Source organism: Natrinema gari JCM 14663 (assembly GCF_000337175.1).
Taxonomy (GTDB): domain Archaea; phylum Halobacteriota; class Halobacteria; order Halobacteriales; family Natrialbaceae; genus Natrinema; species Natrinema gari.
The window spans coordinates 1-25178 of sequence record NZ_AOIJ01000086.1 but is presented as its reverse complement, the minus strand read 5'-3'; the positions used below and the strand labels follow the sequence as shown (position 1 = coordinate 25178).

The following is a 25178-nucleotide window of genomic DNA, read 5'->3' as shown; positions in this document are numbered from 1 at the left end:
CCGAAAAGCCGCCCGTGTCGGCCGGGTTAGAGGACGTCGTCGAAATCGTGGTGCCCGTGGATGTCGACGCCCTCGTCGGTGATCTCCGCGAGGAAGACGCCGTTCCCGGAGCCGGTGTCGCGCTCGACGGCGGACTTGATGCCCCGTGCGGCGACGGTCTTGGCTTCTTCGTTGGACATGTCCGGCTCGTAGGCCTGCTCGAGGTGGCCGTACGCGAGTTGCATCCCGCTGCCGGTGACGGTGTAGTCGTCTTCCATAACGCCGCCGGCGGGGTCGATGCTGTAGACGTGGCTGCCTTCGTCGTCGACGCCGCCCAGAATGGGGTGGATGGCGAAGAACGGGCCGCCGCGGGCGAAGTTACCCGCAAGCGTCGCCAGCGCGTCGATGTTCATCCGCTCGCCGCGTCGGGCCTCGTAGAGGTTGACCTCGGCACGGAGCGTCGAGATGAACGACTGGGCACCGCCGACGCTGCCGACGAGCGTGAGCGCGGCGGTCGGGTGGATCTGTTCGACCTTCTGGACGTTCTTGTTCGAGACGAAGCGCCCGCCGAGACTGGCGCGCATGTCCGTCGCGATGATGACGCCGTCGGCGGTGGAGATGCCGATCGTCGTCGTCCCGGTCTTGTTGACGTTGTCCAGATCGGCCTGCGTCAGGTCGTTCTGGGGCATCGATCCGACCTCCGGCTCGTAGGGGTTCGGATCGTCGGCCAACTGGTCGACCGTCCGAGAGAAGTCGGAGTCGTGTGTGGGCGTACGCATTGATCGAACTCTACGACCGGGACGGTATAAAACACCGGCGGTCACCACTGCCGTTTCCGCTTTCACCGGCTGCGAGGACCGGCGGCTCGAGCAACGAGTCGGACCGCGGCGTCGGCTCCTGAGTTGGGGATCGGCGTGGGGAAAACCAGTCAGCGTCGGGCGGTGGATCAGCGCTGTGCGGCTTCGTAGGCCCCCTCGACGTTCTCGAGGACGCGGTGGACCGGCAGGGTGATGCCGGCCTGGCGGGCAGCGATCGCAAGCGGCATCGCGACGATGCCGATCATAATGCACAGTTGGTACAGGGCGAACAGGGTCGCGTGGTACGCGCGGGATATCATCAGCGTTCATCGATGCCCAGACGGAGGGTATATATAAGCCTTCTTGAAGAAGCAATATCATAACGATAGTTAATGCACTTTTGGGTCGACGCCCGCTTGCGATTCAACCGTGCTTGCTGGGGAGACAACTCGAGGCGTACTCGAGTCGATCCACGGGTATGTCGGTGGCAATTGACCGGGGGATTTCTCGTAAGTTATGCGAATCATCCGGTTGACGTGCGCGCTGCGATGCTGGGGTCAGTACGAGCGAACGCTGGCGCGGACGAACCGCAAAGCAGGAAACCCCCCGGACCGACCGGAGCATATGGGCAATTATCTCGTCGCGATGGAAGCGGCATGGCTCGTTCGTGACGTCGATGCGATCGACGACGCGATCGGCGTCGCCGTCAGCGAAGCCGGGAAGCGACTCAACAGCGAAGACATGGACTACGTCGAAGTCGAGGTCGGTGCGACGGGCTGTCCGGCCTGTGGGGAGCCGTTCGATTCGGCCTTCATCGCGGCCGACACCGCGTTAGTCGGCCTCGCACTCGAGATGGAGGTCTTCAACGCCGACAGCGAAGAGCACGCCTCTCGAATCGCAAAGAGCGAAGTCGGTGGGGCGCTGCGCGACGTGCCGCTATCGGTCGTCGACATCGTCGAGACCGAAGCGGACGACGAGTAGCGTCCGTCGGGCACACGTCGCATCGCGGACTGGTCTCTCACGTCCACCACTTGAGTCGACTCGCAGTACGGGTCTCGAGTGGCGACCCCCGCGAGCGGGCGCGACGTGTCCCCGGCTCGCCGGGTGGGTCCCGGATCGAATGTAACCCAAAGTACTTTCTATAACCGGTAGTTATTCATTCGTATGGAACTCCCGACGCCCGCTGATCTCCGGCAGCGCCGTACCGAACTCGGGCTCACGCAGAGCGAACTCGCGGACACGGCCGACGTCTCCCAGCCGCTGATCGCGCGGATCGAAGGCGGCGACGTGGACCCGCGGCTGTCGACGCTCCGACGAATCGTCAACGCCCTGGAGAAAGCCGAAAGCGATGTCATCCGTGCGGCGGACCTGATGAACGAGGACGTCGTCAGCGTCGCCCCCGACGACCCCGTCAGCGAGGCCGCCCAGCGGATGGAAGAGGAAGCCTACTCGCAACTGGCAGTCATTCAGGACGGCATCCCCGTGGGATCGATCAGCCAGAGCGACCTCGTCCACCTCGATTCCAAGGATCGCGACGAACCCATCGAAACCCACATGAGCGAGAGCTTCCCGACCGTTTCGAAGGACGCGACCTTGGACGAGATCAGCAATCTGCTCGAGCACTACAAAGCCGTGATGATTACCGAAGCCGGCGAAACCGTCGGGATCATCACCGAGGCGGACATCGCCGCGCGGCTGTCCTGACGCCGCCCGGGGGACACTCCCGATCGATTGCGCTTCGAGTCGAGGGGGTCACACTGCGGCCAATCATGCGATTGTATTAGCTAGTAATATTAGCATCGCGGCCGTACCTTCGAGCGACCATGGCAACCAGCGATCGACTCCTCGACGCGGGCGCGGACATCTGGGACGCACAGAAACGCCACCCGTTCGTCACGGAGCTCGCGGACGGAACCCTCGACGAAGACGCCTTTCTGACCTGGGTCCGGCAGGATTACCGCTACCTGCTCGACTACGCCCGCGTGTTCGCTATCGCGGGCGCGAGGGCTCGGGACGAGGAAACGATGACCCGACTGTTCGACATCGCCCACACAACGCTCGCCGAGGAGTTGGACCTCCACCGCACGTTCGCCGCCGAGTACGGACTCTCTCGGGGGGCCCTCGAGTCGGTCGACAAAGCGCCGACCTGCGTCGCCTACACCAACTTCCTGTTGCGAACCGCCTACGAGGGGACGCTCCCGGAAATCGCGGCCGCGATCTATCCCTGCGGGCAGGGCTATCTCGATATCGCCGATCACATGGCTGACCTGGCACCCATGGCGGACCACCGATACACGCCCTTCATCGAGAAGTACACGAGCGACGAGTTCCGCGAGGTCGTCGACTGGTTGCGAGCGTTCGTCGATCAGTGTGGCGACCGCCATCCCGATCAGTATCCGGCGATGGAAGCAGCGTTCCGCACGAGCGCGCGCCTCGAGTACCGGTTCTGGGAGATGGCGTACCGGCAGGAGGAGTGGGGACTCTCGGCGGCGAGATCGTAGATACCATCTCCGTTCGATTCGCAGTTAGAACCGGTTCCCGACTCCGCGCGAGTCGGAATCGACACAGGAGGTTTGCCACTGGAGCCCGTATTCCTTCGTAGGAACATGGAGTACTACGATCGCCTGCTCGGCGGAATGGTCGCGTCGCTGCTGCTCGGCGCGGCCGCCGGGCTCCATCCCGCGATCGCCGTTCGATACGGGCTCCTCGGCGGGGCGCTCCTGGCGACCGTCTTCCTCTGGGAGGCGCTCGTCCGCAATCCGCCGGTTCCGACGTCCGAGCCAGGGTACGCGGCCGCGACCGTCGTCTGGCATGGCGGGCTACTCGTCTCGCTCGCGCTGGCGCTGTGAGCCACGCCGCTCGAGCCGTCGGAACGCTCGGCTGAGACACATTGCGAGTCGGGCGACTCGCGAGCCGCCTGAGCCCCGACCGACGCGGCCCATCTCGCGGTCGCTTCGGCCGGGGCGCGTTCTCGTCTCTGGCTCATCGTCTCGGGCGTATCGGAAATCGTCTCGGAGACGCGCTGGCGCGTCTCCACGGCCACAAGTAGGTATGAATCTCGCGGAACGCACGTCCCGCGTCGGTCAGCCGATAGAACTTCCAGGAGTCGTCCCGGCCGTTCGTCCTCGGAAAGCGCGACTGCGTCGACCAGTCCGGCATCGAGCAGCTTCTGGACGTGCTTGTAGACGGTTGCAGCGAGTGGGACAACGGCATCCGGACGTTCTGCCTGCTCGCGGACCTGGTCACCCACGTCGTTGGGGTCGCGAGCGAGAACTCAGCGGCTTTCTCGTCGAGCAGGGACTACTCGCCGGCACCGAGGAGTACGTCGAAAAGATGCACGGACTCGAGCGGGAGTCTCCCGAAGAGACCCGGCCTACGGCTGGATGGAGGCCGGCGTCCTCGAACTGCTCGACGGAGACGACCGATTGCACCGGTGGGAAACCGAGGCGGACCTCGTCGAGGCGCGGAGACGCTCCCGTAGTCACGATCTGAAGAGCGACCCCATCACAGCCGATTCGGCTTTCTGGAGGTGCTCCGCTGCGGTCGCGGTCGCACAGTCCAGTGTCTCGGCAACGTCTTCGCTCGTCGCCGTGCGCGGCACGTCGTAATAGCCGAGTTCGAGGGCGGTTTCGACCGCGTCCCGCTGTCGTGGAGACAGTCGGCCACCGACGCTATCGGCGGCGACACGTGTTCCGCCGACCGCTTCGACGGTAACACCGACTGCGTCGGGAACCCCGTCGACTGCGGCCTGGATCTCCGCCTCCGTCCCGATGATCGTGTACGTGGTACTTCCGTCCTCATTGCACTCGATGGGCGGAACCGTCATCAGGCTCCCAGTCGTGAACGTCTCGAACAACGAGCGCGCGGCTGGCGAGACTGTCCCCTCGAAGAAGCAGTAACACTCCCGGTCGGTGATGGGGAGGAGTTCGTAGACCGAAACCGTCTCGCTCTCGTCGAGCACGCGACCGAAGCGCTCGTACGCTCCCTCGAGTCGGAACAGAAACGCCGTCGGCGGGGCCGACACGTTCCAGTTGACGATCACGGCCCGCTCGAGGTAGCGTGCCCCGCCTGCGAGGTGTTCGTATATCGGCGGTGCGTAGTCGCCTTGCGGACGGAGGGTTATGCGAACACGTTTCATAATCCGTCGTTCGGATTGCGGTTCAAAATAACTGGTCCGGGCACGGACCACACGGGAGCGGGTGGTTCGGCTCGCGATATAAACTCGCCTGAACGATTCGGCTGTACTCATTACTGCCTTTGGACCCTGCCATCGAATATGGAACGGAACGTCGGCGGACTGGATCGAATCGTCAGAAGCGTCCTGGGGCTCTGGTTGCTCGCGGTCACCGTCGCGGCACTCGTCGCCGGTCGCCGCGGGACCGCCGTCGCGACGGGAATCGCAGCGGCAGGCTTGCTGTTCAACGCGACGACCCAGTTCTGCGGCGGGAACTACGTGCTCGGCATCGATACGACCGAGGCGTCCTGCTCGCGAGAGTAGCGCGACGGGAGTGGTGTCCGAGGACCGTCTGCAGCCGCGTCCGGCCATCGGAACTGGCTCGGAGGGGCAGGCGAGATACCGCGTCGCCGGCTACCAGTGCCCGAACAGCCGCTGAATGACGGTGCGTTCGCTGGGCCGTTCGGCCAACAGGACCGAACTGTCGACCTCGTTGACGACATCCATATGCAGCGAGTCGCTCATCAGCCGCGAGATCACGCCCTCTTCGGTCGCGCCGATGAGAACGAGCGAGTGGTCTCGAGACTGGCGGCAGATCGCGTGTTCGACATCGCCGGAGTCGTCAACCACGAGTTCGGCGTCTTCGAGGTCGCGTTCGGCGGCCCATTCGGCGAGGAACTGCTCGCCGTGCTCTCGGTCGTCGGGGCTGGCGACGACGTGTTGCAGCGTGATTTCGGCACCCGACTGGTCCCGGAGCGTGCGCGCGACTGCGGCGCTCAAGTCCGAGTCCGGGCCGCCGGCGGTCGGGAGCAGAATTCGGGAGGTATCCAGGCTCCGATCCTTGAGGATGAGGAAGTCACAGGGGAGGTTGCTGGTCAGTTCGTCCATCCGACCCTCGGCGCGACCCTGACCCCACGGCCGGTCGTCGCCCCAGCCCAGCACCACGAGATCGGCCCGTTCCCGCTGTGCGGTGTCGAAGACGTCCTCGAACGAGCGGTGGGAGACGACCGTCGACGTCTCGAAGTCGATGTCGTAGGAGGCCGCACGCTGCCGGACGGTCTCCATGCGGTCCTCGGACTCGGAGACGATCCGCTCGGTCTGTCCCGCACCGTACCGCATCGACGACCGGCCCGGCATCTTGACGATGTGGACCGCGTGGACCGTCGCGTTCTCGTGGCCGCTGGCGAGCCGACAGGCCAGATCGACGATCGTCGACTCCGTTCGAGGGTTGGCGATCGGAACGAGAACCCGATAATCGCCGTTCTCGCTTGGGTGGGGCTCCGCGGTATCGATCAACGGCACGTACGAGCGACCGGCGTAGCTGCCGAACAGCCACTCCGGAATCGAAAGCTGGCGGTCGGCCCCTTCGAACCGGGCCGACTCGAGGCGGCGTTCACTGGTCTGGAAGTAGTTGACAACGGTCACGAGGGCGATCCCGCCGATGGTGTTGCCAAGTAGGACCGGGAGAACGAACTCGGTCACGCCGACGAAAACGTGCAGGTCGCCGGCAAAGACCAGGTACAGCATCTCGGTAAAGGAGACGACGACGTGGAACAGGTCGCCAAGCGGGATCGCCAGGAAGGCCATGTAGACGACGACCAGCCGCGAGATCGTATCCCGAGAGGCGTAGACGATCCAGACGACGCCGGCGACGATCAGGCCCGCGAACGCCGCCTTCGAGAACAGCGTCCACCACGACGTTTCGATGCCGTGTCGAGCGAGGTCCATCGCGGCGGCCGCCGACTCGTCGTCGAAGACGCCGCCGTAGGAGAGCGCGAGCGCACCGAGCGCGCCGCCGGCGAAGTTGCCCGCGAGGACGATCGACCAGTGTCGAAGCAGTGCGGGAATGCTGGCCAGCCGTTCCAGGGTCAGCGCGACCGGCGGCAGCGTGTTCTCGGTGTAGAGCTGGTAGCCGCCGATGATAATGTAGATGAACCCCAGCGGATACAACAGCTTGCTCAGTATCGGGTGACCGTTGGTCGAGGCGGTCAGCGTGGCGTACAGCAGAAACGTGATCGTGATGGCGAAGCCGGCCGCGAGGCCGCTGAAAAACAGTTCGCGACCCCCCGAGGTGACCTCCTCGTCGGCGGCCGCGACGATCCGCTGGAAGATCTCGTCGGCGGAAAACCGGTCGCGCACGACCGCACCGACCGCCGGAGCGCCGCTTCTGGACCGCTCGACCGCTTCCCGGACGTGTTCCTGCTCGGGCGGCTCACGAGTCCGCGGCTCCCGGTTGGGCGGATCGCGGTCCGGTCGCTCTTGATCGGGATTGCTCATTAACAGGGACGCACGTCTAGAAAGACTAAGCGTTTCGGGTCTGCCGTCGCGTTCGCGTCACGGGACTTCGGCCCCGTGAGCCTTAGAGTGAGTCCGGATCGAGGCGGCCGATGGCCCACCTGAGCGCGGCGAACGCGCCGACGGCAAGCAGGCAGTAGCCGACGAGCAGACCCCACGTCGTCGCCGTTGGATTGCCGATCGCGAGCTTCGCGACTGTGTTCGCAGGGTGTTCGGGCAACACCGTCGCGGCGACCAACGCGCCGACGGTCGCCGTGGCGTAGAGCAACTGTGCCTGCCGCCGATCGGGGGCCCACAGCGCGATCCCGATCCCCGCGGTGACGACGAGCAGCGAGAGCGCGGCGACCAGCGCGACCAGTGCGATCGGGGCCGCGATCGTCGTCCCGTTGCCCGCGAGCAAGAGGAGCCAGACGAGCGCCTGCAGCGGTGCCAGCACTGCGAGCGCCTGCAGCTTCGCGTCGATCACGTCCGCGAGCGAGAGCGGCGCGACCCGGAGCAGTTCGAGCGTCCCTCGCTGGCGCTCCTCGATCAGCGAGTCGACGGCGATCGACCCGCTGATGAACACCGGGAGGAAGCACAGCAGCGGCAGCAGGATCGTGTAGGTGAAGCCGACGTACGGACTGGCCTGGATCGACGACGGCAGCGGCAGGGGCGTCCGCTCGAGCCGACCCGCGTCGGCGTTGCGCTGGCGCTCGATACGTTCGACTTCAGTCAGGGTCTCCCGAAGCTGGACGACGAGCACGCTCGTCTGCAGGTCCCCTTCGGGGGCAGTGACCCTGGCGCTGAGCCGGCCGTCGTCGGTCCTGTTGGCCTCGACGACGGCGGACACATTCCGGCGGTCGAACGCTTCGTGGGCTCGCTCGAGGTCGTCGTAGCGTCGGGCTGTGACCCCCGCTTGCTCGTTTGCGACTGCGAGGATCGTGTCGGTGTCGGTGCCGGTGACGGCGATCTCGGTCCGGTCGCCGTCGATCGAGCCGGGATCGTACAGCGAGACGAGCCCGACGACCAGAAACGAGGAAAACGCCGCGATGAACAGCTGGATGGCGAGTGCCAGCAGGATCGTCTTCTCGGATCGCAGTGACCGCAACTCGCGGCGGGCGATCGCCCACCGCGCACCCCACGTCGAGCCCGACTCGCCCTCGTCGTCCGGTCGGGTCGGGGGGTTGGGCCCTCGGCGGCTCGAGTCCCGCGTCCGTTCGGGATCGCGATCACGCGACAAGGACGAACACCCCCAGATTGTAGACCACGTGAACGAGCACCGCCGTGAGGAGGCCGAGGGCGTAGCCGGCCCGACCACGGCTCGCGCCGACTGCTGAGCAGACGGCCGTGCCGACGTGCAAGGCCAGCGGCGCGAGGAAGACGGCCCCGAGTATGAGCGGCTCGCTCGAGACGGCTGGGCCGAAGGCGGCGGTACCGACGGCCAGCTCCGGGAGCCCGACGAACTGGACGACGTGAGTGAGTTTCTCGCCGACGAAGAACCCGCTCCCCGAGAGCGCACCCACCACGGCGGCCGTCCGCAGCGTCGCGTCGAACCGCGAGCGGGTCACGCCGGCGTAGACGTGGATGCTCTTTGCGATCTCCTCGACCAACGCGGCAGCGAGGACGACCAACGGGACGGCGACCGACTGCGGAACGGCGAACAGCAACGCGACCGAGAGGAGTTGACTGGCGAAGACGAAGGGGAGAAAGAGGATCGACAGCAGCGGGATACTCCACGAGCCGCGGACCCGATTCGCGATCGCGTCGAGGACTTTCGCTGGGATCGGCTTCTGGGCGAACATGTCCTCCTCACGGTAGACGCCAAGCCCCAGCAGGAAGCAGACGGCCGCGCTCAGGTAGAACGGGCCGGTCGAGAACAGATACTCTCCGAGCCGAACCGGCTCGTTCTGGAGGTCCATTACGATCAGCGTCAGCGGCGAGATCAACGCGATCGAGGTCACGTCGGTAAAGATCGCCGGAACGAACGTGTAGCTCGTCAGCGCGACGCTGATCGTGACCGTCACGAACGTGAGTTCCTTGAACGACCGGGCGAACATCGCACCGACGAACGCCGCCGCCAGGAAGAGCAGGGCGATCGGCAGCGCCGCGGCGACCGCGACCGGGCCGCCCTCGATCGCCAGCGCGATCGCGACGACGACGCCCACGAGCCCGAGCAGGTACGGCAGCGTCTTGCCCGCGACGATCTCGGAGCGCGAGGCCGGCGAGACCAACAGCAGCTCGCCCCGCCGCTTGACCCGTTCGTCCATGATCGTGCTCCCGTAGGCCTGAACGACGAAGTTCATCGGCACGACGAACAGGAACGCGAGGACGAGCGACGTGAAGGGAAACGGCGGCGCGATCGAGCCTGGCGTCCCCGTCGACGACCCCGAGCCGCCGCCACCGATGGCCGGCACCTGGAAGGGCTCGTCGCCACCGGCATCGTCGGCAGCGCTCTCACCGTCGCCGGTCCCGCTCGAGCCGTCGACAGCCCCCGTCTTCTCCCCGGTTTCGTCGCCGCCGTCGGCTCCCGACGCGGCCGATCTGGGATCATCGCGATCCCGATACTCGAGCGTGACGGACACCGGATACGCGGCCGCGTGATCCTCCTCATCGGCCATCAAGTTCGCGTTGTACGTCTCGATGGCGGTGCGAAACTCGTCGTAGGCGGCCGCCCCGTTCTCACCGACGCGGCCGATCCGGCCGTCTCGAGTGACGACGATGTCGACGGTCGCGTCGCCGTGGACGACGATGTCGTCGCCGTCGTGCTCGGCGATAACGTCCGCGAGCGGAACCGGCCGGAACTGGTCGCTGTCGGCGGCGACGTCGTAGTACCGGCTCTCCTCGTCGACGCCGACGACGTAAATCTCGCGCTCGAGGCCGAGACCGTCGTCGGCGGCGGAGAACCCGGCGGTCCCGACCGCGAGCAGCATCACGGCGAGGGCGATCACCGTCTTCCGGTCGACGGTGCCCGCGCTCCGGCGGACTTCCCAGCGGGCGATCCGGCCCGTGCGAGCGATGGACTCGCGGAGACGATGACGGAGCCGTCCGAGTCGCTCGGCGAGCGCACGACCGCGGCCGTCGCTCACGGCTCTCCCTCCGCGGTCGGCTCGCTCGCGACGTCGAGGAAGATCTCCTCGAGGCTCGGCGTCTGCGTCTGGATGTCGGTCACGCGGCCCCCGTCGGCCTCGACGGCGTCCCGGACGGCCTCGACGGCGCTCATGTCGGCGACGAGGTGACGGACCTGTCCGTTCTCGCGGGAGACCTCGATCGGACCGCGGCCGTCCGGGAGCCCGTCGCTGCCGTCGACGGTCGCGTAGACGTGGTACTCGGTGCCGCCGTGGGCCGCCCGAATCTCCTCGAGCGTGCCGCGGGCGACGATCCGCCCGTCGTTCATGATGACGATTCGGTCGCAGATACTCTCGACGTGAAAGAGGTTATGGGCGCTGAAGACGATCGTCTTCCCCTCATCGCTCAGTTCGCGGGTAAACTCGATGATGTAGTTGGTCGTCAGCGGGTCCAGCCCCGACGCCGGCTCGTCGAAGATCAACACGTCCGGATCGTTCACCAGCGCCCGCGCGATCGCGACCTTTCGCTGCATCCCCTTGGACATGTTGCCGATCCGTCGGTCGCGGTGCTCGAGGTCGAGCCGATCCAGGGAGTCGTGAATCCGCTCCCGAGCTACGTCCCCGGGGACGTCGTAGAGATCGGCGAAGAACTCGAGGTAGCCGATCGCGGTCATCTCCTCGTAGAGCGGCGACTCCTCGGGGAGAAAGCCGAGTTGTCGCTGCATCTCGGCGTCGCCCGGGGTGTGACCGGCGACGACGGCGGTGCCCGCGGTGGGTTCGATCAACCCGGCCAGCATCTTTAGCGTCGTCGTCTTGCCCGCGCCGTTGGGACCGACGACGCCAAAGACTTCGCCGCGCTCGATCTCGAAGGAACTCCCCTCGACCGCCGTGAACCCGCCGTAGACCTTCCGGAGATCGGTGACTTCGAGGATCGCCATTCGTTAGCCCGACGGAGGGAGCCGCTCGAGTAAAACCTAGCGGCTCGTGACTGTCTCGACGGCCGATCGGTCGACGAGCGGCCCAAACCCCATGACCGCGGCCCCCGTAGACGGACGTATGACCCGAGTCGGGACCACGCAAACGCCGGACGGCCGCCGTCTCGAAGTCTCGCACGTCCTGTCCGTCCCCGCGACCGACGCCTGGGATGCCCTCGTCGACACGACCCGGTGGCCCGACTGGTCGCCGCTGCTCACCGGCGTCGAGGCGACGGACCGCCGACTGCGACCGGGGACGACCGGCCGGGTCCGGATTCCCGGCGCTTGGCTGCCGTTTCGAATCACCGAGTGTACGTCACGGCGGTGGACCTGGCGCGTGCTGGGGATTCCCGCCACCGGCCATCGCGTCGACGATCTCGGCTCCGATCGATGTCGCGTCGCCGTCGAACTTCCCCGTTACGCCACGGGATACGTCCCCGTCTGCCTGCGGGCGCTGGAAACCCTCGAGTCGCTGCTCGAGGACGAGCAGGCCGTCGAGTAGCGAGCCGGACCGCTGCCCGGGACGAGCGTTCACGGCCGGCGATGGCGGACGGTTGTCGCGTTCTCGCCGGCTCCGTCTCGCGGCCCGTCTGGACGGTCGCTCGTGGCTCTATTGAATCCGCAGTCGGCGGCGGGATATGCTCTCAGTTCCCGGGGTTGCGATCGCCGCTCGCGTCTCGAGTCCACCGGACGGTCCTCGACTCGCGAGACTGCTCGGGCTACTGCGACTCGGTCTCGCAAACCCCGTCGGCACTCTCGTGGCGACTGGTAAAGCGTTCACTGGAGAGCCGTCGGAGCCCCCAATCGTTCCCGAGCCCGTTTGCGGACCTCCCTGCCATCTGAAACGGGATTCCGAGTGCTCGAGTCACGAACGGCCGCCCGGAAGACACGCTTTTCCACGCGGGGGTCCTCGACCTATTCATGGAGGTCGTGTCGGACCGGACGAAGCCCACAGTCAAAGACTACATGACACGCGACGTGGCGACGGTTTCGCCCGACGAGACCGTCGGCCAGGTCGCGACGCGGATCGCCGAGAGCGAGCAACACAGCGGTTTTCCCGTCTGCGATCGACGCCGCGTAGAGGGCTTCATCAGCGCCCGCGACTTGCTGCTCGCCGAGGACGACGACCCGATTTTCAAGGTCATGGCGACGGAGCTGCTCGTTGCACACCCCGACATGAAGGTAAACGACGCGGCACGCGTTATCCTTCGGTCGGGTATCCAGAAACTCCCGGTCGTCGACGACGCGGGCAACCTCGTCGGAATCATCTCCAACGCCGACGTCATCCGCAGCCAGATCGAACGTGCGACCCCCGAGAAGGTCGGGAAGTTGATGCGAACCCTCGAGCAGATCCACGAGATCGAACTGACGGAGGAGCGCCGGACCGTCCCGCTCTCGGACCTCACCCCCACGCAGGGCCGGGTCTACGCCGACGAGCTCGAGGGGCGGCGCTACGAACTCGAGCGGGGACTGGCCGAGCCGCTGGTGGTTATCGACAACGGCGGCACGCTCTTGCTGGCGGACGGCCACCACCGCGTGCTGGCGGCCGACCGGCTGCAGATCGACGAGATGGATGCCTACGTCATCGTCATCGACCACGAAATCGAGCTGGGGATGGCTCGGACGGCGGATAAAGAGGGCCTCGAGCGGATCGACGACATCGACGTCGTCGACTACGCACGCCATCCGCTGGTGCAGACGACCAAGCGACTCCAATCCAACGACGGACGCGAAGGCGAAGCCGAGTAGGGGGGAGGGTCGACGGCCCGACGCGGCCACACAGTCACGACGGCCCGACAGTCGCCGCTCGCGAATGCTGGTGAGCGTTATCCGTGTCCGCACAGTAGCTCGCTCGATGGCTGACTCACCGACACCCGACCGCGTCCTCGTCGCCGGTGCCAGCGGGGCGACCGGCGAGGAGTTGCTCTCCGTCCTCCGACCGACCGAGCTCTCCGTTCGCGCGACCACGCGCTCGTACGCCACCGTCGACACGCTCGAGCGCCACGGAGCCGACGAGGTGGCCGTCGCGGATTTCTTCGAATCGGCGGACGCCGTCGAGGCGGTCGACGGCTGTGATATCGTCTACTGTGCGGTCGGATCGCCGCCGGGCCCGCGCCACGTGATCGGCGGCAAGTTGGTCGATCGAACCGGGGTCATCAACCTCGTCACTGCCGCCATGGGGGCCGACGTGTCCTTTTTCGTCCTCGAGAGCGCGATCGGCGTCGGAAACTCGAAAGGGGCGCTCTCGCTGCCGACTCGACTCCTGATTCGTGGCTCGTTGCGAGCCAAACGCGACGCGGAGTCGGCGCTTCGCCGGTCCGGACTGACGTATACGATCGTCCGGCCCGGAAAACTGATCAACGAGCCGCCGAACGGCGATGTCGTGGTCGGTGCGGACGGTTCGTCCCTCTCCGGGTCGATCCCGCGGGCCGACGTGGCGCGAGTGATGGCCGCAGCGCCGTTCACACTGGAGGCACGCAATCGGACCGTCGAACTCGTCAGTCGTGACGAGATGTCGACCGCGCCGACCGATTGCGTCGATATCGATTGGGCCGACGACCGCCTCACGACCGGCCACGAACACCGTCGGGCCTGACGACTCGCGGCGCAAGAGGCGGGAACGCGGTTTGCAGGCCGTGCGATCACCCTCCGACCCCCCATGAGCGAACCCTTGGGCCGGCATAGAGCGGCCAGCAACCGAGCCGTGACCGTACGTCCGTACTGGGTACTGGGCGACTACGCGCCCGGTCGTCGCCCTGCGAGAGAGCGCCGACGACGAGCCCGGCCGCAGTAACACCACCCCGACGGCAACGGCGCTGGAGGCGACGAGCGCCACCGGCGAAACGGGGACTCCGATCGAGCGGACGGTAACCGTTAGCCCTGGGAAACGCTCTTGTCGGCCAGCGTCGTACCGCCGTACTGTTCCAGTGAGACCCGATACGAGCGACTCCGACCGGCGAATTTCCGAGAAGGAATTGTTCGTGCTCCTGCTGGTCGGAATCGCGATCATGATGGCGGTGACCGGGTTCGTCCTCATCATCAACTGATCCCGGAACCGGCGCGGGATCGCTCCGGCCTGGGACGGCTCCGGCCTAGTTCTCGGCCGTGTCGCGTCGCGTTCGGTCGTCGGTTTCGATCGCGCGAGCCGCGACGTACGTCACGACCGCGAGTGCACCCATCGTCACCAGGAGGACGGCGAACTGGAGCGTCGACTGAAGCGGGTCGACCCCCCACGGGTTGAACACTGCGAAGACCGCGACGAAGAACCCGATGATGAGAAACGGGATCACGTTGACCGCGAGGTCCAGGGCGATTTCCGCGTCGAAGGAACGTCTACTCATCGGGATGGCGTGGCTGTCTCGAGCAGGTCGGTCGACGATCCGTGCCGGATCACGGTTCGACGCTGCCCCCACTCTCTTTGGCCCGTCGGGATCGCACGAACTCGGCCCCGACGATCGTCACGATGCCGGCGAGGACGAGCGCGATGCCGCGGCTCGTCAGCCCCGAAAGCGGCTCGAGGGGACCGATGGTGAACGCTCCGGTCCCGTGGGCCGCCAGCCCCGCGCCGCCGACGACGAACGCGACGCCGAATTGGATCGCGAGCGCGAGCGGCCGCTCGACGTAGTCGGCGTCGGCGAGGATGCCGGCGACGCTCACGGCGAACACCACGAGCCCGACGACGGCGACGGGAAGCAGGCCGACGACGATGCCGACTTCCGAACCCGTGAGCCCGACGGCGACGAGAACGGGCCACGGTTTCGCGGCCTCGGTCCGTTCGGCAGTCGCCCGTCTCGAGTGGTCTGCCATACTCGGGGTTCCACCTCGAGGGGGTAGTATCTAGCCCTACCCGTCGGTGTGCGTGACGTTCACCGGCGACGGACACCGTGCCCGGTCACTGGACTGGGCACCGCGGCCGCGTGCCTGCACGAGTCACGCCGATTCTATTCGTCGCGCTCGATGACGAACTCCGTGAACTCCTCGAGCTTTCGGGTCGTCTCGGCGTCGAAGTCCAACCCGTCGATCGCACCGCGAGCCTGCGCCGCCAGACCGAGGGCCTGCTCGCGAGCGTACTCGATACTCCCGGCGGCTGCGAGTATCTCGAAGGCCTCGAGGATCTCGTCGTCGGTGTTGTCCTCGGCCTCGAGGATTTCCTGGAGCCGTCGGGCGCGTTCAGGCTCGCTCTCCTGGATCGCGTGGATGACCATGAGCGTCGTCTTGCCCTCGCGGATGTCGTTGCCGAATTCCTTGCCGAACTCGCCGGCCTGGCCGAGCGAGTGCTCGACGTCCAGAATGTCGTCACCGATCTGGAAGGCGACCGCGGTCAGCTCCGCGTACTTGGCGACGGCTCGCTCGACTTCGGGTGGTTGATCGGTGATGATCGCGGCGAGGCGGGCCACGATCCGGCCGAGACAGCCGGTCTTGCACGCACACATCTCGAGGTACTGGTCGGTGGTGATTCGAACCTCCCCTTCGTTGTGCCAGCAGATGTCCATTCCCTGACCGAGGTGTGTGCGGTTGAGTTCGTGCATCAGCATCTCGTAGGCGGCCAGTCGGCGGTCGGCCGGAAGCCCGGCGGGGTCCTGTGTGAGGATCTTCAAGGGTAAGAAATACATCGCGTTGCCGGCGTTGAGTGCGATATCGCGCCCGTAGACGCGGTGGAGTGCCGGCTCGCCGCGCCGGATCGTCGCCCCGTCTTCGACGTCGTCGACGATGATCGTCCCGTTGTGCAGAATCTCCGGAATACAGGCATACGGTAAGTACTCCGCCGGGTCCTCGCCGAATTCCTCGACAAAGACGAGAAAGAGCACTGCACGCCACCGTTTCCCGCCGCGGTCGAGGAGATCCCACAGCGGCGTCGCTAACGCGCGCTGGATACCGGTCGGATCGTACTCGTAGGTGGGCGCACCGAAGAAAGACTCGAGGTAGTCGGTGTCGATCTCTCGTGGGACCAGGTCGGCGATCGCCTCGTCGACGGCCGGCCGCCAGTCGGCAAGCGTCTCCCGCATATCGAGTTCGAGTGCGAGCGGGGTAAAAAAGATTCGCAGTTTGTCGTGTCAACGGGTGGTACCACCCACCGTATCGGGTCCGGCGGGCCGAATCGAGCGAGCGATACAGTTACCAGCCCGTCGGCCCATGAGCCACTCATGTCCGACTGGATCGGAACCGTCTTTCGGAGCGATGCGGGGTGGAATCACCTCGAAGGACTGGTCGATATCGGCAACCGGATGGCCGGCAGTGAGGGTGAACGGGAGGCCGCCGAACTGACGCGGGACGCACTGGCCGATGCCGGCGCGCGAAACGCCCGACTCGAGTCCTTCGAGATACAGGGCTGGACGCGGGAAGACAGCGCGATTACGGCCGGCGACACGACCCAGGACTGTATCGCGCTGCCGCGCAGTCCCGACGACCGCGTCGTCGCGCCGCTGATCGATCTCGGCTACGGGCTCCCCGCCGACTTCGAGGAGACCGACGTCGAGGACGCGATCGTCATGGTTCGCAGCGACGTTCCGGACTACTACGACCGGTACATCCATCGCCGAGAGAAGTACCACTACGCGGTCGAGCAGGGGGCGGCGGGATTCGTCTACCGCAATCACGTCGAGGGCTGTCTCCCGCCGACCGGGAGCGTCGGCTGGCACGACGAGCCGATCGGTCCGATCCCGGCCGTCGGCGTCTCGAGCGAGGTCGGCGCGCGGCTCGGCCGTCGGTTCGACGGCGAGTCGATTACGGTCTCCGTCGAGGCCACTATCCAGCCCGCCGAAAGCCAGAACGTCCACGCTGAACTCGGCCCCGACACCGACGAGCGCGTCCTCGTGACGAGCCACGTCGACGCCCACGATATCGCGGAGGGGGCGATGGACAACGGTGCCGGCACCGCGATGATCGTCGAGCTCGCGACCGCGCTCGCCGCCCGCGAGGACGATCTCGAGACTCGCGTCGAGTTCGTCGGCTTCGGGGCCGAAGAGGTCGGCCTCCTCGGCTCGAGGCGGTACGCCGAGCGGGCGGATCACGACGCGATCAAGGCGGTCGTCAACAGCGACGGGGTCGTCCGTGACCGGACGCTCTCGATCGTTACACACGGGTTCGACGCCTTGGCCGACGCCGCAAACGAGGTCGCCGACCGGTACGATCACCCGATCGGAACCGTCCCCAAGCTCGGCCCCCACAGCGATCACTGGTCGTTCGTCAAGTGGGGCGTTCCGGGCTGTCACGTCAAGTCGATGTCGGACGGCGCGGGGCGGGGCTGGGGCCATACCTTCGCCGACACCATCGAGAAACTCGAGCCACGGACCCTGCGCGAACAGGCGATCCTCCTGACCGACTACGTCGTGGCGCTCGCTCGCGAGGACGTATCCGTCGCCCGACGCGACCGCGAGGCGATCGCGGCCGACCTCGAGTCCCAGGACCTCGCCGAAGGCATGCGGATCACCGGCGACTGGCCGTACGACGACTGAGAGACAGTCGGGACGATCGACCGCCGGGACGCGTTCGACAACCGTACGCTTTTGACCGGGCCGTGTGAACTGACGGCCATGCATGCCGCGTGGGACGGGGACGACTCTCCCGTCGTCGGCGTCGTCGATGCCGAGACGGCTGCGATCGACGCCATCGAAATCGACACGGCCCTCGAGTCGGTGGTGGCCGACGCCGACGGGACGATCACGAGCGGCACGCTCGAGACCGTGCTCGCGGCCGAGCCGTCGGTGCTGGTGACGGGCGGCGAGGCGACGCTGTCGGCCGTCGCTCGCGCCGGCGTCGACACCCCCGTGGTCCCGGTCGGCCCGCTCACCGGGATCGAATCGGTCGATCGCCGGCGGCTTCCCGCCGCACTCGAGGCCGTCCTCGACGGGCGTGCCGTCCGTCGCGAATGCCCCGTTTTGGGGGTCACCCTCGAGTCGACAGCCGGCGACGAGCGGGACGTGCCCGCGATCAGCGAGCGCGCCCTGTTCGACGTGACGCTCATCACCGACGAGCCCGCTCGCATCTCCGAGTACAGTCTCCGGGATCGAGAGACGGACATCGCGACCTTTCGCGCCGACGGCGTCGTGGCGGCGACGCCCGCGGGGAGCCACGGCTACGCGAGCGCGGTCGACGCACCCCACCTTTCGCCGAGCGTCGACGCCGTCGCGGTCGCCCCGATCGGCCCGTTCGTCACACAGACCAGACAGTGGGTCCTGCCAACCGATGCGCTGACGTTCGCGGTCGAACGCGAGGAGAGCGATGCGAGCCTCGTCGTCGACGGTCGCTCGGTCGGGGCGGTCACCGTCGACTCGCAGGTCAGCGTCTCCCTCGCCGACTCGCTCACGATGCTGGCCGTTCCGGACGTGTAACTCGAGCGCGCGTAGGCGCGTAGAAAAGCGGCGCGACTCGGGGCCTGGTGACCGGAGAAGCCGGCCCGCAGCTGCGACTCGGTTAGCTGTTGTATGGCTCCTCGTCCCGATGGTGGTCCGGGTTCGCGTTCTCGAGGGCGTCGTCTTCCCGATCGACGGAGTCCTCGTCGATATCCCGCTTGCGCTCCGCTTCGGCCTGCCGCTCACGGGCTTCCATCTCTTCCTCGGTGAGCCCCTCCTCGTCCTGGGCCGCTTCGGGATCGGTCCGCTCCTGTGTGAGTTGGACATCGCGCCCGTGTTCGTCCGTGTCGGTAGTCTCACGCTCGTCGGAGTTCTCGGACATAGTGACCCCACGTGCGGGTATCTGCGGTCGCAGAAAAGACGTTGGACTTGCGACATCGGGGTTCCCGGGACCTCGGTTCGTCCACGCCGCTAGCCGCCAGTTACCAGGGGTCGCCGGAGGCGAGATCGATCTCGCTGTCGCCCTTTGAAGACGGGCAGAGGTCCGCCAGCACGCAGTCGCCACAGTCGGGGTTCTGTGCCGTACAGGTCGCTCGACCGTGATCGATGCAGAGATGCGTAAACTCCTGCCACCCGTCTTCGGGCACGATCTCCATCAGGTCTTCCTCGATGCGGTCAGGGTACTCCTCCTCGGTCAGTCCGAGCCGACGCGAGAGCCGTTGGACGTGCGTGTCGACGACAATCCCTTCGACGATGTCGTGGCCGTGCTGGAGGACGACGTTCGCCGTCTTCCGGCCGACGCCAGAGAGGTCGGTCAGTTCGGCCATCGTATCCGGCACCTCGCCGTCGTGGTCCTCGAGGATCGACTCACAGGCGCTCCGGATGTATTTGGCCTTGTTGTTGTAGTAGGTAATCGAGTTCAGGTCCGTGGCGAGTTCGTCTTGCTCCGCGGTGGCGTAGTCTTCGGCCCCATCGTACTTCTCGAAGAGGTGTTCCGTCTCCTGGTTCACTCGCTCGTCCGTACACTGCGCCGAGAGGATCACCGCGATCAGTAACTCGAGGCGATTCGAGTACCGCAGCGAAATCGCCGACTCGGGATACTCCGCCTCGAGACGATCGATGACTGCCTCGGCTTGCGCCTGCGTGGTTTCGCGTGGGGTTCCCATAGGAGGGTGGTGGGAACCGGTTCGGTTTAGCGTTCGGGTTCCGGATCGAGGGCGCAGCCGGACGGACACGATCCGTTCCCGGCGTTCGGCCCGCGGCTCGAGTGATGGATGTGGACGGCACAGACAGTGGTCGTTCCGCACGCGAGTCGGTCCGGTCGGCCGGATGCCGTGAGCTTTAAGCGGCCCTCAGCCACCTATGAGGGTATGAAAGCCACGGCGATGGCCCACCCCATTCAGGGGCTGGTCAAGTATCACGGGATGCGCGACGATATCGAGCGACTCCCCTACCACGACAGTATCAGCGTCTGTACGGCCCCTAGCCACACGCGAACGACCGTCGAGTTCTCGATGGACCACGAGGAGGACACCTTCGTCGTCGACGGCGAGGAACTCGACGGGCGCGCGTACGAGCGGGTCGAGGCCGTCGTCGAGAAGGCCCGTTCGAAGTCCGACGCCGCACACACGGTGTATCCGGTTCGCCTCGAGAGCGAGAACAGTTTCCCGTCGAACGTCGGGTTGGGATCGTCCTCGTCGGGGTTCGCGGCCGCAGCGATGGCGCTGGCCGAGGCGGCGGAGTTAGACGCCAGTAAACAGGAAATCTCGACGATCGCCCGTGTCGGCTCGGCCTCGGCCGCGCGAGCGGTCACCGGCGCGTTCTCACAGCTTCATACCGGTCTGAACGACGCGGACTGTCGCTCCAAGCGGGTGCCGTCGGACCTCCACGAGGAGCTGAAGATCATCGTCGGCCTCGTCCCCTATCACAAGGAGACCGAGGACGCCCACCGCGAGGCCGCCGACAGTCACATGTTCCAGGCTCGGAACGCACACATTCACGGCCAGATCGCCGAGATGCGTGACGCACTGCGAAACAACGAGTTCGAGCGCGCGTTCGAACTCGCCGAACACGACTCGCTGTCGCTCGCGGCGACCACGATGACCGGCCCCTCGGGCTGGGTCTACTGGCAGCCGGCCACCCTCGCGGTCTTCAACACGGTCCGCGAACTCCGCGAGGAAGAGGACATCCCCGTCTACTTCTCGACCGATACCGGTGCCAGCGTCTACGTCAACACCACCGAGGAACACGCCGAGGAAGTCGAGGAGGCCGTCGCCGACTGTGGCGTCTCGACGACCACGTGGGACGTCGGCGGCCCTGCTCGACTGCTGGACGAAGACGACCACTTGTTCTGAGACGACGTTTTGCTCTGCGGGTCGCCGAAGGCGGCCCTCGGCAAAACGTTGATTACGTCCAGCGGTCCAGCCCCGTCTGCGTGACGCTCTCCTCGATGCGCCCGAAGCCGCGTTCGACCTCGCCGGCGTCGACGCTCCACTCGTCGATCACGTACGACTTCGCGGCCTCGAGATCCGGGTCGACGGTCGACTCGAACTCGTAGTCGTCGGTCACGTCGGGATCCCGGAACAGCTGTCGGACGCGGTCGCCGTACTCGACGTGCACACCGCGAGCCTCGAGCACGCTCCAGAGGTCGCCGTGCTCGGTGATCGCCGCAATCGCCGTCTTCGGGCCGATGCCGGAGACGCCCTCGTTGAAGTCCGTCCCGATGAGGATCGCCGCGTCGATGAGTTGCTCGAGGGTCAGGTCGTGATGTGCGAGGGTCGCCTCGAGATCCATCAGTTCGGGGGCACCCTTGCTCGTCAGTTGGCGCAGCGTCAGCGGCGAGCCAAAGAGCAGGGCGTCGTAGTCCTCGGACCCCACGTAGTCGGCGTCGCCCCGTTTGACCATGTGGGCGGCCTGAGCCTCGCCCTCCGCGGGCGCTTCGACGATCGGCACGTCGAGCAAGCGGAGGAGTTCGCGGCTGGTCTCCTGGATCGTCGGCGTCAGTCGCTGGGTTCGGGACTCGAGTTGGGCGATGGCGACCGCGTCACCCTCCTCGCGAGCGGTCTCGAGTTGCGCCTCGTAGCTGCGGCGCTGTTCGCGCCGGGATTCGATCTCGTCGTGCTTGAGCTCTGAGGGGCCGCCGTCGAAGACCATCACCGGCGTGATATCGTGCTCGAAGAACTTGGGGAGCCCTTGTACGATCCCCACGAGGTTGGCGACCTCGGTCCCGTCGGCGGTCGTGTACGTGTCGCTGTCGGTCCACTTGACGGTCGTCGTCAGATACCGGTAGAGCCAGTTGTGCGCGTCGACGGCGACGACGCCCTCGATCTCGTCGAAGGGGGTCTCCTCGATGACAGCGATGTCTCGAAGTGCAGCGTTTCCCATTGGCGGCAGTAGGGCGGACCGGGATTTGAATCGTTGGCTTCGTCGCGTCCGCGAGACCGAGCCGCTCGATGTCGAGATGAAAATTTATTCCGGAACAGAAGTGAACATATTAATTGATAGTATGGATACTCCCTCGAGGCCGTGTCGTCGGACAGTGCTTGCCGGCGTCGGAACGGTTCTCAGCGCGGCTGCGGGCTGTCTCGGCGCAGATCGGACGCCGGCCGCGAGCGAGATCGACTGGCGAATGTACGGCCGCGATCCGGGGCGAACGCGGTACGTCCCGGACGCAGACCTGCCACGGGACGGCGTCGAGGTCGCGTGGTCGCGATCGGTCAGTGCGTCCGGGTGGCTCCCGCCGGTCGTCGCGAACGGGACCGTCTACTGCCAGTACGCCAACGGCCTGTTCGTCGTCGACGCGGAGACCGGTGACGGTGACGTCTCCAACACTTACGGTGGCTTCGGCCGGAGCGCCGGCCCCATGGCGTTCGCTTCGACGACGGTCTACCGGGACGGCGTGTTGCTCGTCCCGTACGGGAACGTGATCGGCGGCTACGCCGCTGGCCCTGACAGCTGGCCCGAGAGCGTCTCGGGGCTCGGCGAGAATCTGGCTCGCTGGTGGATCAACGATGAGGGGGTCGATGTGGCACCGCCCGGCGGATTCGGTGCGGACGTAACACTGTCCGGTACACCAGTCATCGCGGACGGGGCTGTCGTCTCCCTCCACTCTCGGGGAACCGTTTCGGCCGTCACCCCCGACGACGGCGGCGAGCGCTGGCGATACGGCCTCGCAGCCGCCAACCCCGACGACGAGTACTCGCTCGTTCCCATCGACCACGTCGTCGACACCGCGACCGGGACCGTCGTCGTGAAAGGGCGCGTCCTCGGCGGACCGGTGCTCGTCGGACTCGACCTCGCGAACGGCACTCACGAGTGGACCGTCGGCGAGGGGCGGACCTCCGAGTGGCGGGTCGAGGCCGGCAACAGTATGGCGGCACGCGACGGGACGGTCTACACCGTCGGATGGACGGAATCGGACTCGAGCCGGGCGGTTCGGATCCGCGAACTCGACGCGGCGTCGGGGGATCGCGGCTGGACTCGCCCGCTCGAGCGTGACGCACATGTCGGGTTGGCCGTCGACGAGACGACCGTCTACCACGTCGGCGTGATCGAAGCCGACGAGGGTGCTGACCCGATCGGCGTCGCGGCCATCGACCGCGCGGACGGCGGCGTTCGGTGGACGGAGACAATCGACGACACGCCCGGCAGCATGCTGACGGAGGGGGGCCCACCGCCGACGGTCGCTGGCGACCTCCTGCTCGTCCCCGGCGGTGCGGGTCTCCACGCCCTCGCGACGGCGGACGGCGAACGGCTGTGGACGTTCACCGAAACGGTCGGGACCTCGGGCGGCGGCGAAACCGAACGCGCCGCCCTGACGCCCGCGGTCGTCGCCGGCGATCGAATCGTCATCGGAACGACGCTGATGCTCTACGGACTCGGGGACGATGGCGACTGACGACTCCGATTCGGACGCGGTCAACGGGGGCGAGACGGAGTCGGAGCCGGACGTCTCGAGTCTCGGGACCGGTCCCGGTCTCAGGTCGGTTTTCGCGACCGTGGTCACCCTGCTCCGCGGGCGGCCATCGCTGGTCTGCCCATTCGCCGTCGCCGGCGTGTTCGGTGGCGCAAGTACGGTCGCTAGGCTCGCGTCACCGTACCCCGTTGGCCTCGCGCTGTTCCCCGACCGTGGCCTCGTCCAGCTTTCGCTGCCGCTCGTCCCGCGGCTCGAGCCGACGATCGAGATCGGTCCCGCGATCCTGTCCGGGATGAAACCCCGGTTTCTCGTCGCCTTCGTCGGCTGGCAGGCGCTGCTCAGCGCCGCGACGGCGGTCGCGTTCGCCTGGTGTCTCTGGCTGGCAGCCGCGGACACGAGCAGGATCGTCCCGCCCCTCGATCGGGTCGCCCGACTTGTCGCGTTCGTCGCGGTCGTCGACGGCGTCTCGCTCGGCACGGTAGTCCTGGCCGGCGCGTGGACCGGGTTTGGAATCGGGCTCGCGTTCGTGGCGCTACTCGTGATCGCTCCCGTTTTCGTCGCGCTCTTCGTCGCTCCCGCGGCCATCGTGATCGACGGCGACGATCTGGTCGTGGCCGCGCGCGAGAGCCTCGATTACGCGGTCGCAAGTCCCGGCACGATTCTGGTGATATTGGTCAGCCTCGGCTACGTCGGGTACGCGCTGACCGGTGTCTCGCGGCTTGCGTCGTCGCCGCTCATCGGGGCCGTGCTGGCGACCGTCGTCAGCGTGACCGTCGCGGGAACAGTCCACGCCGTCGCGGTCGCCGCCCTACATCGGACGGGACCGCGGTAGTTTCGTCGGCTGGGACCCCGTGCGTCGCGCCCCCTTCCGATCCGGGTCTTGCCGTCTCACTCATTGCCGGTCTCCGGCGGCTCGCTGTCACGCTGCGATTCGAGGAACGCCTCCTCGTCCGCCGAGAGGTCCCGAGCGCGGTACTCTTCGAGACCGGCCTGATAGCGCTCGCGTTCGGTCCAGTCCGCGTCGACATCCGTGTCCGAGTTCGGCGTCGGATACTCGAGGATCAGTTCGGCGATGCCGGTCGTTTCGCCGGTGTAGGTGAACCCGGTCCGATAGAGCGCCTCGTAGGCGAAGGGGTTGTTGACGGCGATCCGAAGCCGGTCGTAGCCGCGGTCGACGGCGCGGTCCCGAACCAGCCGACAGAGTCGGGGACCGATCCCCTCGCCGCGGCGCTCGCGGTCGACGGTCACGTAGCGCAGCCACAGGGTGTCCTCGTCGGTCCGATCCGCGTTGAACGCGACGGCCGCGACGAGTCGGCCGTCGGCCGTCCGCGCCACCGCCTTACCCGTGTTTGTCATGACGAACTTCCCGGCGTAGCTGAACCGTTCGTGATCGAGTCGGAGTTTGGGGCCGTCCGGCGGCCACGCGAGCAGTTCGTACTTCACGGGAGTGCTTCGCGAGCGAGCCACTACAATGCACGGGATCGGACCGTCTCCCCGTCCTGAGATCCCGGTATGCTAACGGAACCAATCCTTTTGGAGCCGTTCGTGGTAACTGATGGCATGATAGGCGGCGATTCCGAGACGATGGCTGCAAACGGACTCAGCGGCCACACCGACTGGCTCGTCGGCGGTACACTCGGCGGCGCGATCGGTGCGGTCGCGTTCGGCATCGTCATGTGGCTGCTCGATCCGAACGTGCTCTCGGCCG

General features: G+C 66.6%; 27 protein-coding genes and 1 pseudogene. 14 read left to right on the top strand and 14 right to left on the bottom strand.

Features of this window, described 5'->3' with window-relative positions:
• Nucleotides 1–26 precede the first annotated feature (26 nt).
• Both psmB and C486_RS21835 read right to left on the bottom strand, forming a co-directional pair.
• Nucleotides 27–758: an archaeal proteasome endopeptidase complex subunit beta gene (psmB, locus tag C486_RS18375; RefSeq protein ID WP_008458895.1), complete on the bottom strand. Its 732-nt coding sequence runs from the start codon at nt 756–758 to the stop codon at nt 27–29.
• A 167-nt stretch (nt 759–925) separates the two neighbouring features.
• Nucleotides 926–1096 carry a hypothetical protein gene (locus C486_RS21835; RefSeq protein ID WP_008458893.1) on the bottom strand — a complete coding sequence of 57 codons (171 nt, stop codon included), beginning with the start codon at nt 1094–1096 and terminating at the stop codon, nt 926–928.
• A gap of 304 nt (nt 1097–1400) precedes the next feature.
• On the opposite strand from C486_RS21835, the gene C486_RS18370 reads away from it, so the two are divergent.
• From C486_RS18370 to C486_RS18355, 4 genes are all read left to right on the top strand, one after another.
• Nucleotides 1401–1757, top strand: coding sequence for a DUF555 domain-containing protein (locus tag C486_RS18370; RefSeq protein WP_006186775.1), 357 nt, complete (start codon nt 1401–1403; stop codon nt 1755–1757).
• 183 nt (nt 1758–1940) lie between these two features.
• The gene (locus C486_RS18365) at nt 1941–2480 is read left to right on the top strand and encodes a CBS domain-containing protein (protein WP_008458890.1); all 540 of its coding nucleotides are present in this window, start codon (nt 1941–1943) and stop codon (nt 2478–2480) included.
• Between the two features lie 119 nt (nt 2481–2599).
• Nucleotides 2600–3277, top strand: a complete 678-nt coding sequence (tenA, locus tag C486_RS18360; protein ID WP_008458888.1) for a thiaminase II — start codon at nt 2600–2602, stop codon at nt 3275–3277.
• 105 nt (nt 3278–3382) lie between these two features.
• The gene (locus C486_RS18355; protein ID WP_008458887.1) at nt 3383–3625 is read left to right on the top strand and encodes a hypothetical protein; all 243 of its coding nucleotides are present in this window, start codon (nt 3383–3385) and stop codon (nt 3623–3625) included.
• Nucleotides 3626–4257: 632 nt separating this feature from the next.
• Here the strand turns inward: C486_RS18355 and C486_RS18350 are convergent.
• Nucleotides 4258–4914, bottom strand: coding sequence for a helix-turn-helix domain-containing protein (locus tag C486_RS18350; RefSeq protein ID WP_008458884.1), 657 nt, complete (start codon nt 4912–4914; stop codon nt 4258–4260).
• A gap of 138 nt (nt 4915–5052) precedes the next feature.
• Between C486_RS18350 and C486_RS18345 the strand changes: the two genes are divergently transcribed.
• Entirely contained in the window at nt 5053–5274 is a 222-nt protein-coding gene (locus C486_RS18345) for a YgaP family membrane protein (RefSeq protein WP_008458881.1), read from the top strand.
• Between the two features lie 90 nt (nt 5275–5364).
• Here C486_RS18345 and C486_RS18340 read toward each other — a convergent pair whose 3' ends face one another.
• The 4 genes from C486_RS18340 to C486_RS18325 form a co-directional block, all read right to left on the bottom strand.
• Nucleotides 5365–7227 carry a formate/nitrite transporter family protein gene (locus tag C486_RS18340; protein WP_008458878.1) on the bottom strand — a complete coding sequence of 621 codons (1863 nt, stop codon included), beginning with the start codon at nt 7225–7227 and terminating at the stop codon, nt 5365–5367.
• 82 nt (nt 7228–7309) lie between these two features.
• Nucleotides 7310–8464 (bottom strand): ABC transporter permease, encoded by a 1155-nt coding sequence (locus C486_RS18335; RefSeq protein WP_008458876.1) that lies wholly within the window; start codon nt 8462–8464, stop codon nt 7310–7312.
• Entirely contained in the window at nt 8454–10310 is a 1857-nt protein-coding gene (locus C486_RS18330) for an ABC transporter permease subunit (protein WP_008458874.1), read from the bottom strand. The genes C486_RS18335 and C486_RS18330 overlap by 11 nt, the downstream gene beginning before the upstream one ends.
• The gene (locus tag C486_RS18325) at nt 10307–11227 is read right to left on the bottom strand and encodes an ABC transporter ATP-binding protein (RefSeq protein WP_008458873.1); all 921 of its coding nucleotides are present in this window, start codon (nt 11225–11227) and stop codon (nt 10307–10309) included. Before C486_RS18325 ends, C486_RS18330 begins: the two co-directional genes overlap by 4 nt.
• A gap of 118 nt (nt 11228–11345) precedes the next feature.
• Between C486_RS18325 and C486_RS18320 the strand changes: the two genes are divergently transcribed.
• The 3 genes from C486_RS18320 (at nt 11346) to C486_RS18310 (ending at nt 13859) form a co-directional block, all read left to right on the top strand.
• Entirely contained in the window at nt 11346–11765 is a 420-nt protein-coding gene (locus C486_RS18320; RefSeq protein ID WP_049910707.1) for an SRPBCC family protein, read from the top strand.
• A 419-nt stretch (nt 11766–12184) separates the two neighbouring features.
• Nucleotides 12185–13012 (top strand): CBS domain-containing protein, encoded by an 828-nt coding sequence (locus tag C486_RS18315; RefSeq protein ID WP_008458869.1) that lies wholly within the window; start codon nt 12185–12187, stop codon nt 13010–13012.
• 106 nt (nt 13013–13118) lie between these two features.
• Entirely contained in the window at nt 13119–13859 is a 741-nt protein-coding gene (locus C486_RS18310; RefSeq protein ID WP_008458867.1) for an NAD(P)-binding oxidoreductase, read from the top strand.
• A gap of 496 nt (nt 13860–14355) precedes the next feature.
• Here the strand turns inward: C486_RS18310 and C486_RS18305 are convergent, their stop codons facing one another.
• The 3 genes from C486_RS18305 to C486_RS18295 all read right to left on the bottom strand — a co-directional run bounded on the left by C486_RS18305 (nt 14356) and on the right by C486_RS18295 (nt 16269).
• On the bottom strand, nt 14356–14604 hold the full coding sequence (locus C486_RS18305) for a DUF6684 family protein (protein WP_008458863.1): 249 nt from the start codon (nt 14602–14604) through the stop codon (nt 14356–14358).
• Nucleotides 14605–14653: 49 nt separating this feature from the next.
• Complete coding sequence (locus C486_RS18300; protein WP_008458861.1) at nt 14654–15070, bottom strand: DUF7541 family protein; 417 nt, start codon at nt 15068–15070, stop codon at nt 14654–14656.
• Between the two features lie 134 nt (nt 15071–15204).
• Nucleotides 15205–16269 (bottom strand): polyprenyl synthetase family protein, encoded by a 1065-nt coding sequence (locus C486_RS18295; RefSeq protein ID WP_008458859.1) that lies wholly within the window; start codon nt 16267–16269, stop codon nt 15205–15207.
• Nucleotides 16270–16407: 138 nt separating this feature from the next.
• On the opposite strand from C486_RS18295, the gene C486_RS18290 reads away from it, so the two are divergent.
• Complete coding sequence (locus C486_RS18290) at nt 16408–17718, top strand: M28 family peptidase (protein WP_008458858.1); 1311 nt, start codon at nt 16408–16410, stop codon at nt 17716–17718.
• A 78-nt stretch (nt 17719–17796) separates the two neighbouring features.
• Nucleotides 17797–18594 carry an NAD(+)/NADH kinase gene (locus tag C486_RS18285; RefSeq protein ID WP_008458855.1) on the top strand — a complete coding sequence of 266 codons (798 nt, stop codon included), beginning with the start codon at nt 17797–17799 and terminating at the stop codon, nt 18592–18594.
• An 82-nt stretch (nt 18595–18676) separates the two neighbouring features.
• On the opposite strand, the gene C486_RS18280 is transcribed toward C486_RS18285, so the two are convergent.
• Nucleotides 18677–18937 (bottom strand): hypothetical protein, encoded by a 261-nt coding sequence (locus tag C486_RS18280; protein WP_008458852.1) that lies wholly within the window; start codon nt 18935–18937, stop codon nt 18677–18679.
• 100 nt (nt 18938–19037) lie between these two features.
• Complete coding sequence (gene nth, locus C486_RS18275) at nt 19038–19721, bottom strand: endonuclease III (protein ID WP_008458850.1); 684 nt, start codon at nt 19719–19721, stop codon at nt 19038–19040.
• Between the two features lie 204 nt (nt 19722–19925).
• Here nth and mvaD point away from each other — a divergent pair, with 204 nt between their 5' ends.
• Nucleotides 19926–20909: a phosphomevalonate decarboxylase MvaD gene (mvaD, locus tag C486_RS18270; protein WP_008458848.1), complete on the top strand. Its 984-nt coding sequence runs from the start codon at nt 19926–19928 to the stop codon at nt 20907–20909.
• Nucleotides 20910–20961: 52 nt separating this feature from the next.
• On the opposite strand, the gene fen is transcribed toward mvaD, so the two are convergent.
• Nucleotides 20962–21939 carry a flap endonuclease-1 gene (gene fen / locus C486_RS18265; protein ID WP_008458847.1) on the bottom strand — a complete coding sequence of 326 codons (978 nt, stop codon included), beginning with the start codon at nt 21937–21939 and terminating at the stop codon, nt 20962–20964.
• Between the two features lie 121 nt (nt 21940–22060).
• Here fen and C486_RS18260 point away from each other — a divergent pair, with 121 nt between their 5' ends.
• Nucleotides 22061–23452 carry an outer membrane protein assembly factor BamB family protein gene (locus C486_RS18260; protein ID WP_049910706.1) on the top strand — a complete coding sequence of 464 codons (1392 nt, stop codon included), beginning with the start codon at nt 22061–22063 and terminating at the stop codon, nt 23450–23452.
• Nucleotides 23442–24302, top strand: coding sequence for a hypothetical protein (locus tag C486_RS18255; RefSeq protein ID WP_008458843.1), 861 nt, complete (start codon nt 23442–23444; stop codon nt 24300–24302). The genes C486_RS18260 and C486_RS18255 overlap by 11 nt, the downstream gene beginning before the upstream one ends.
• A gap of 56 nt (nt 24303–24358) precedes the next feature.
• On the opposite strand, the gene C486_RS18250 is transcribed toward C486_RS18255, so the two are convergent.
• Complete coding sequence (locus tag C486_RS18250) at nt 24359–24913, bottom strand: GNAT family N-acetyltransferase (protein WP_008458841.1); 555 nt, start codon at nt 24911–24913, stop codon at nt 24359–24361.
• A gap of 69 nt (nt 24914–24982) precedes the next feature.
• Here C486_RS18250 and C486_RS21205 point away from each other — a divergent pair.
• Nucleotides 24983–25178 (top strand): annotated as a pseudogene (locus C486_RS21205) (hypothetical protein); the annotation flags it as partial.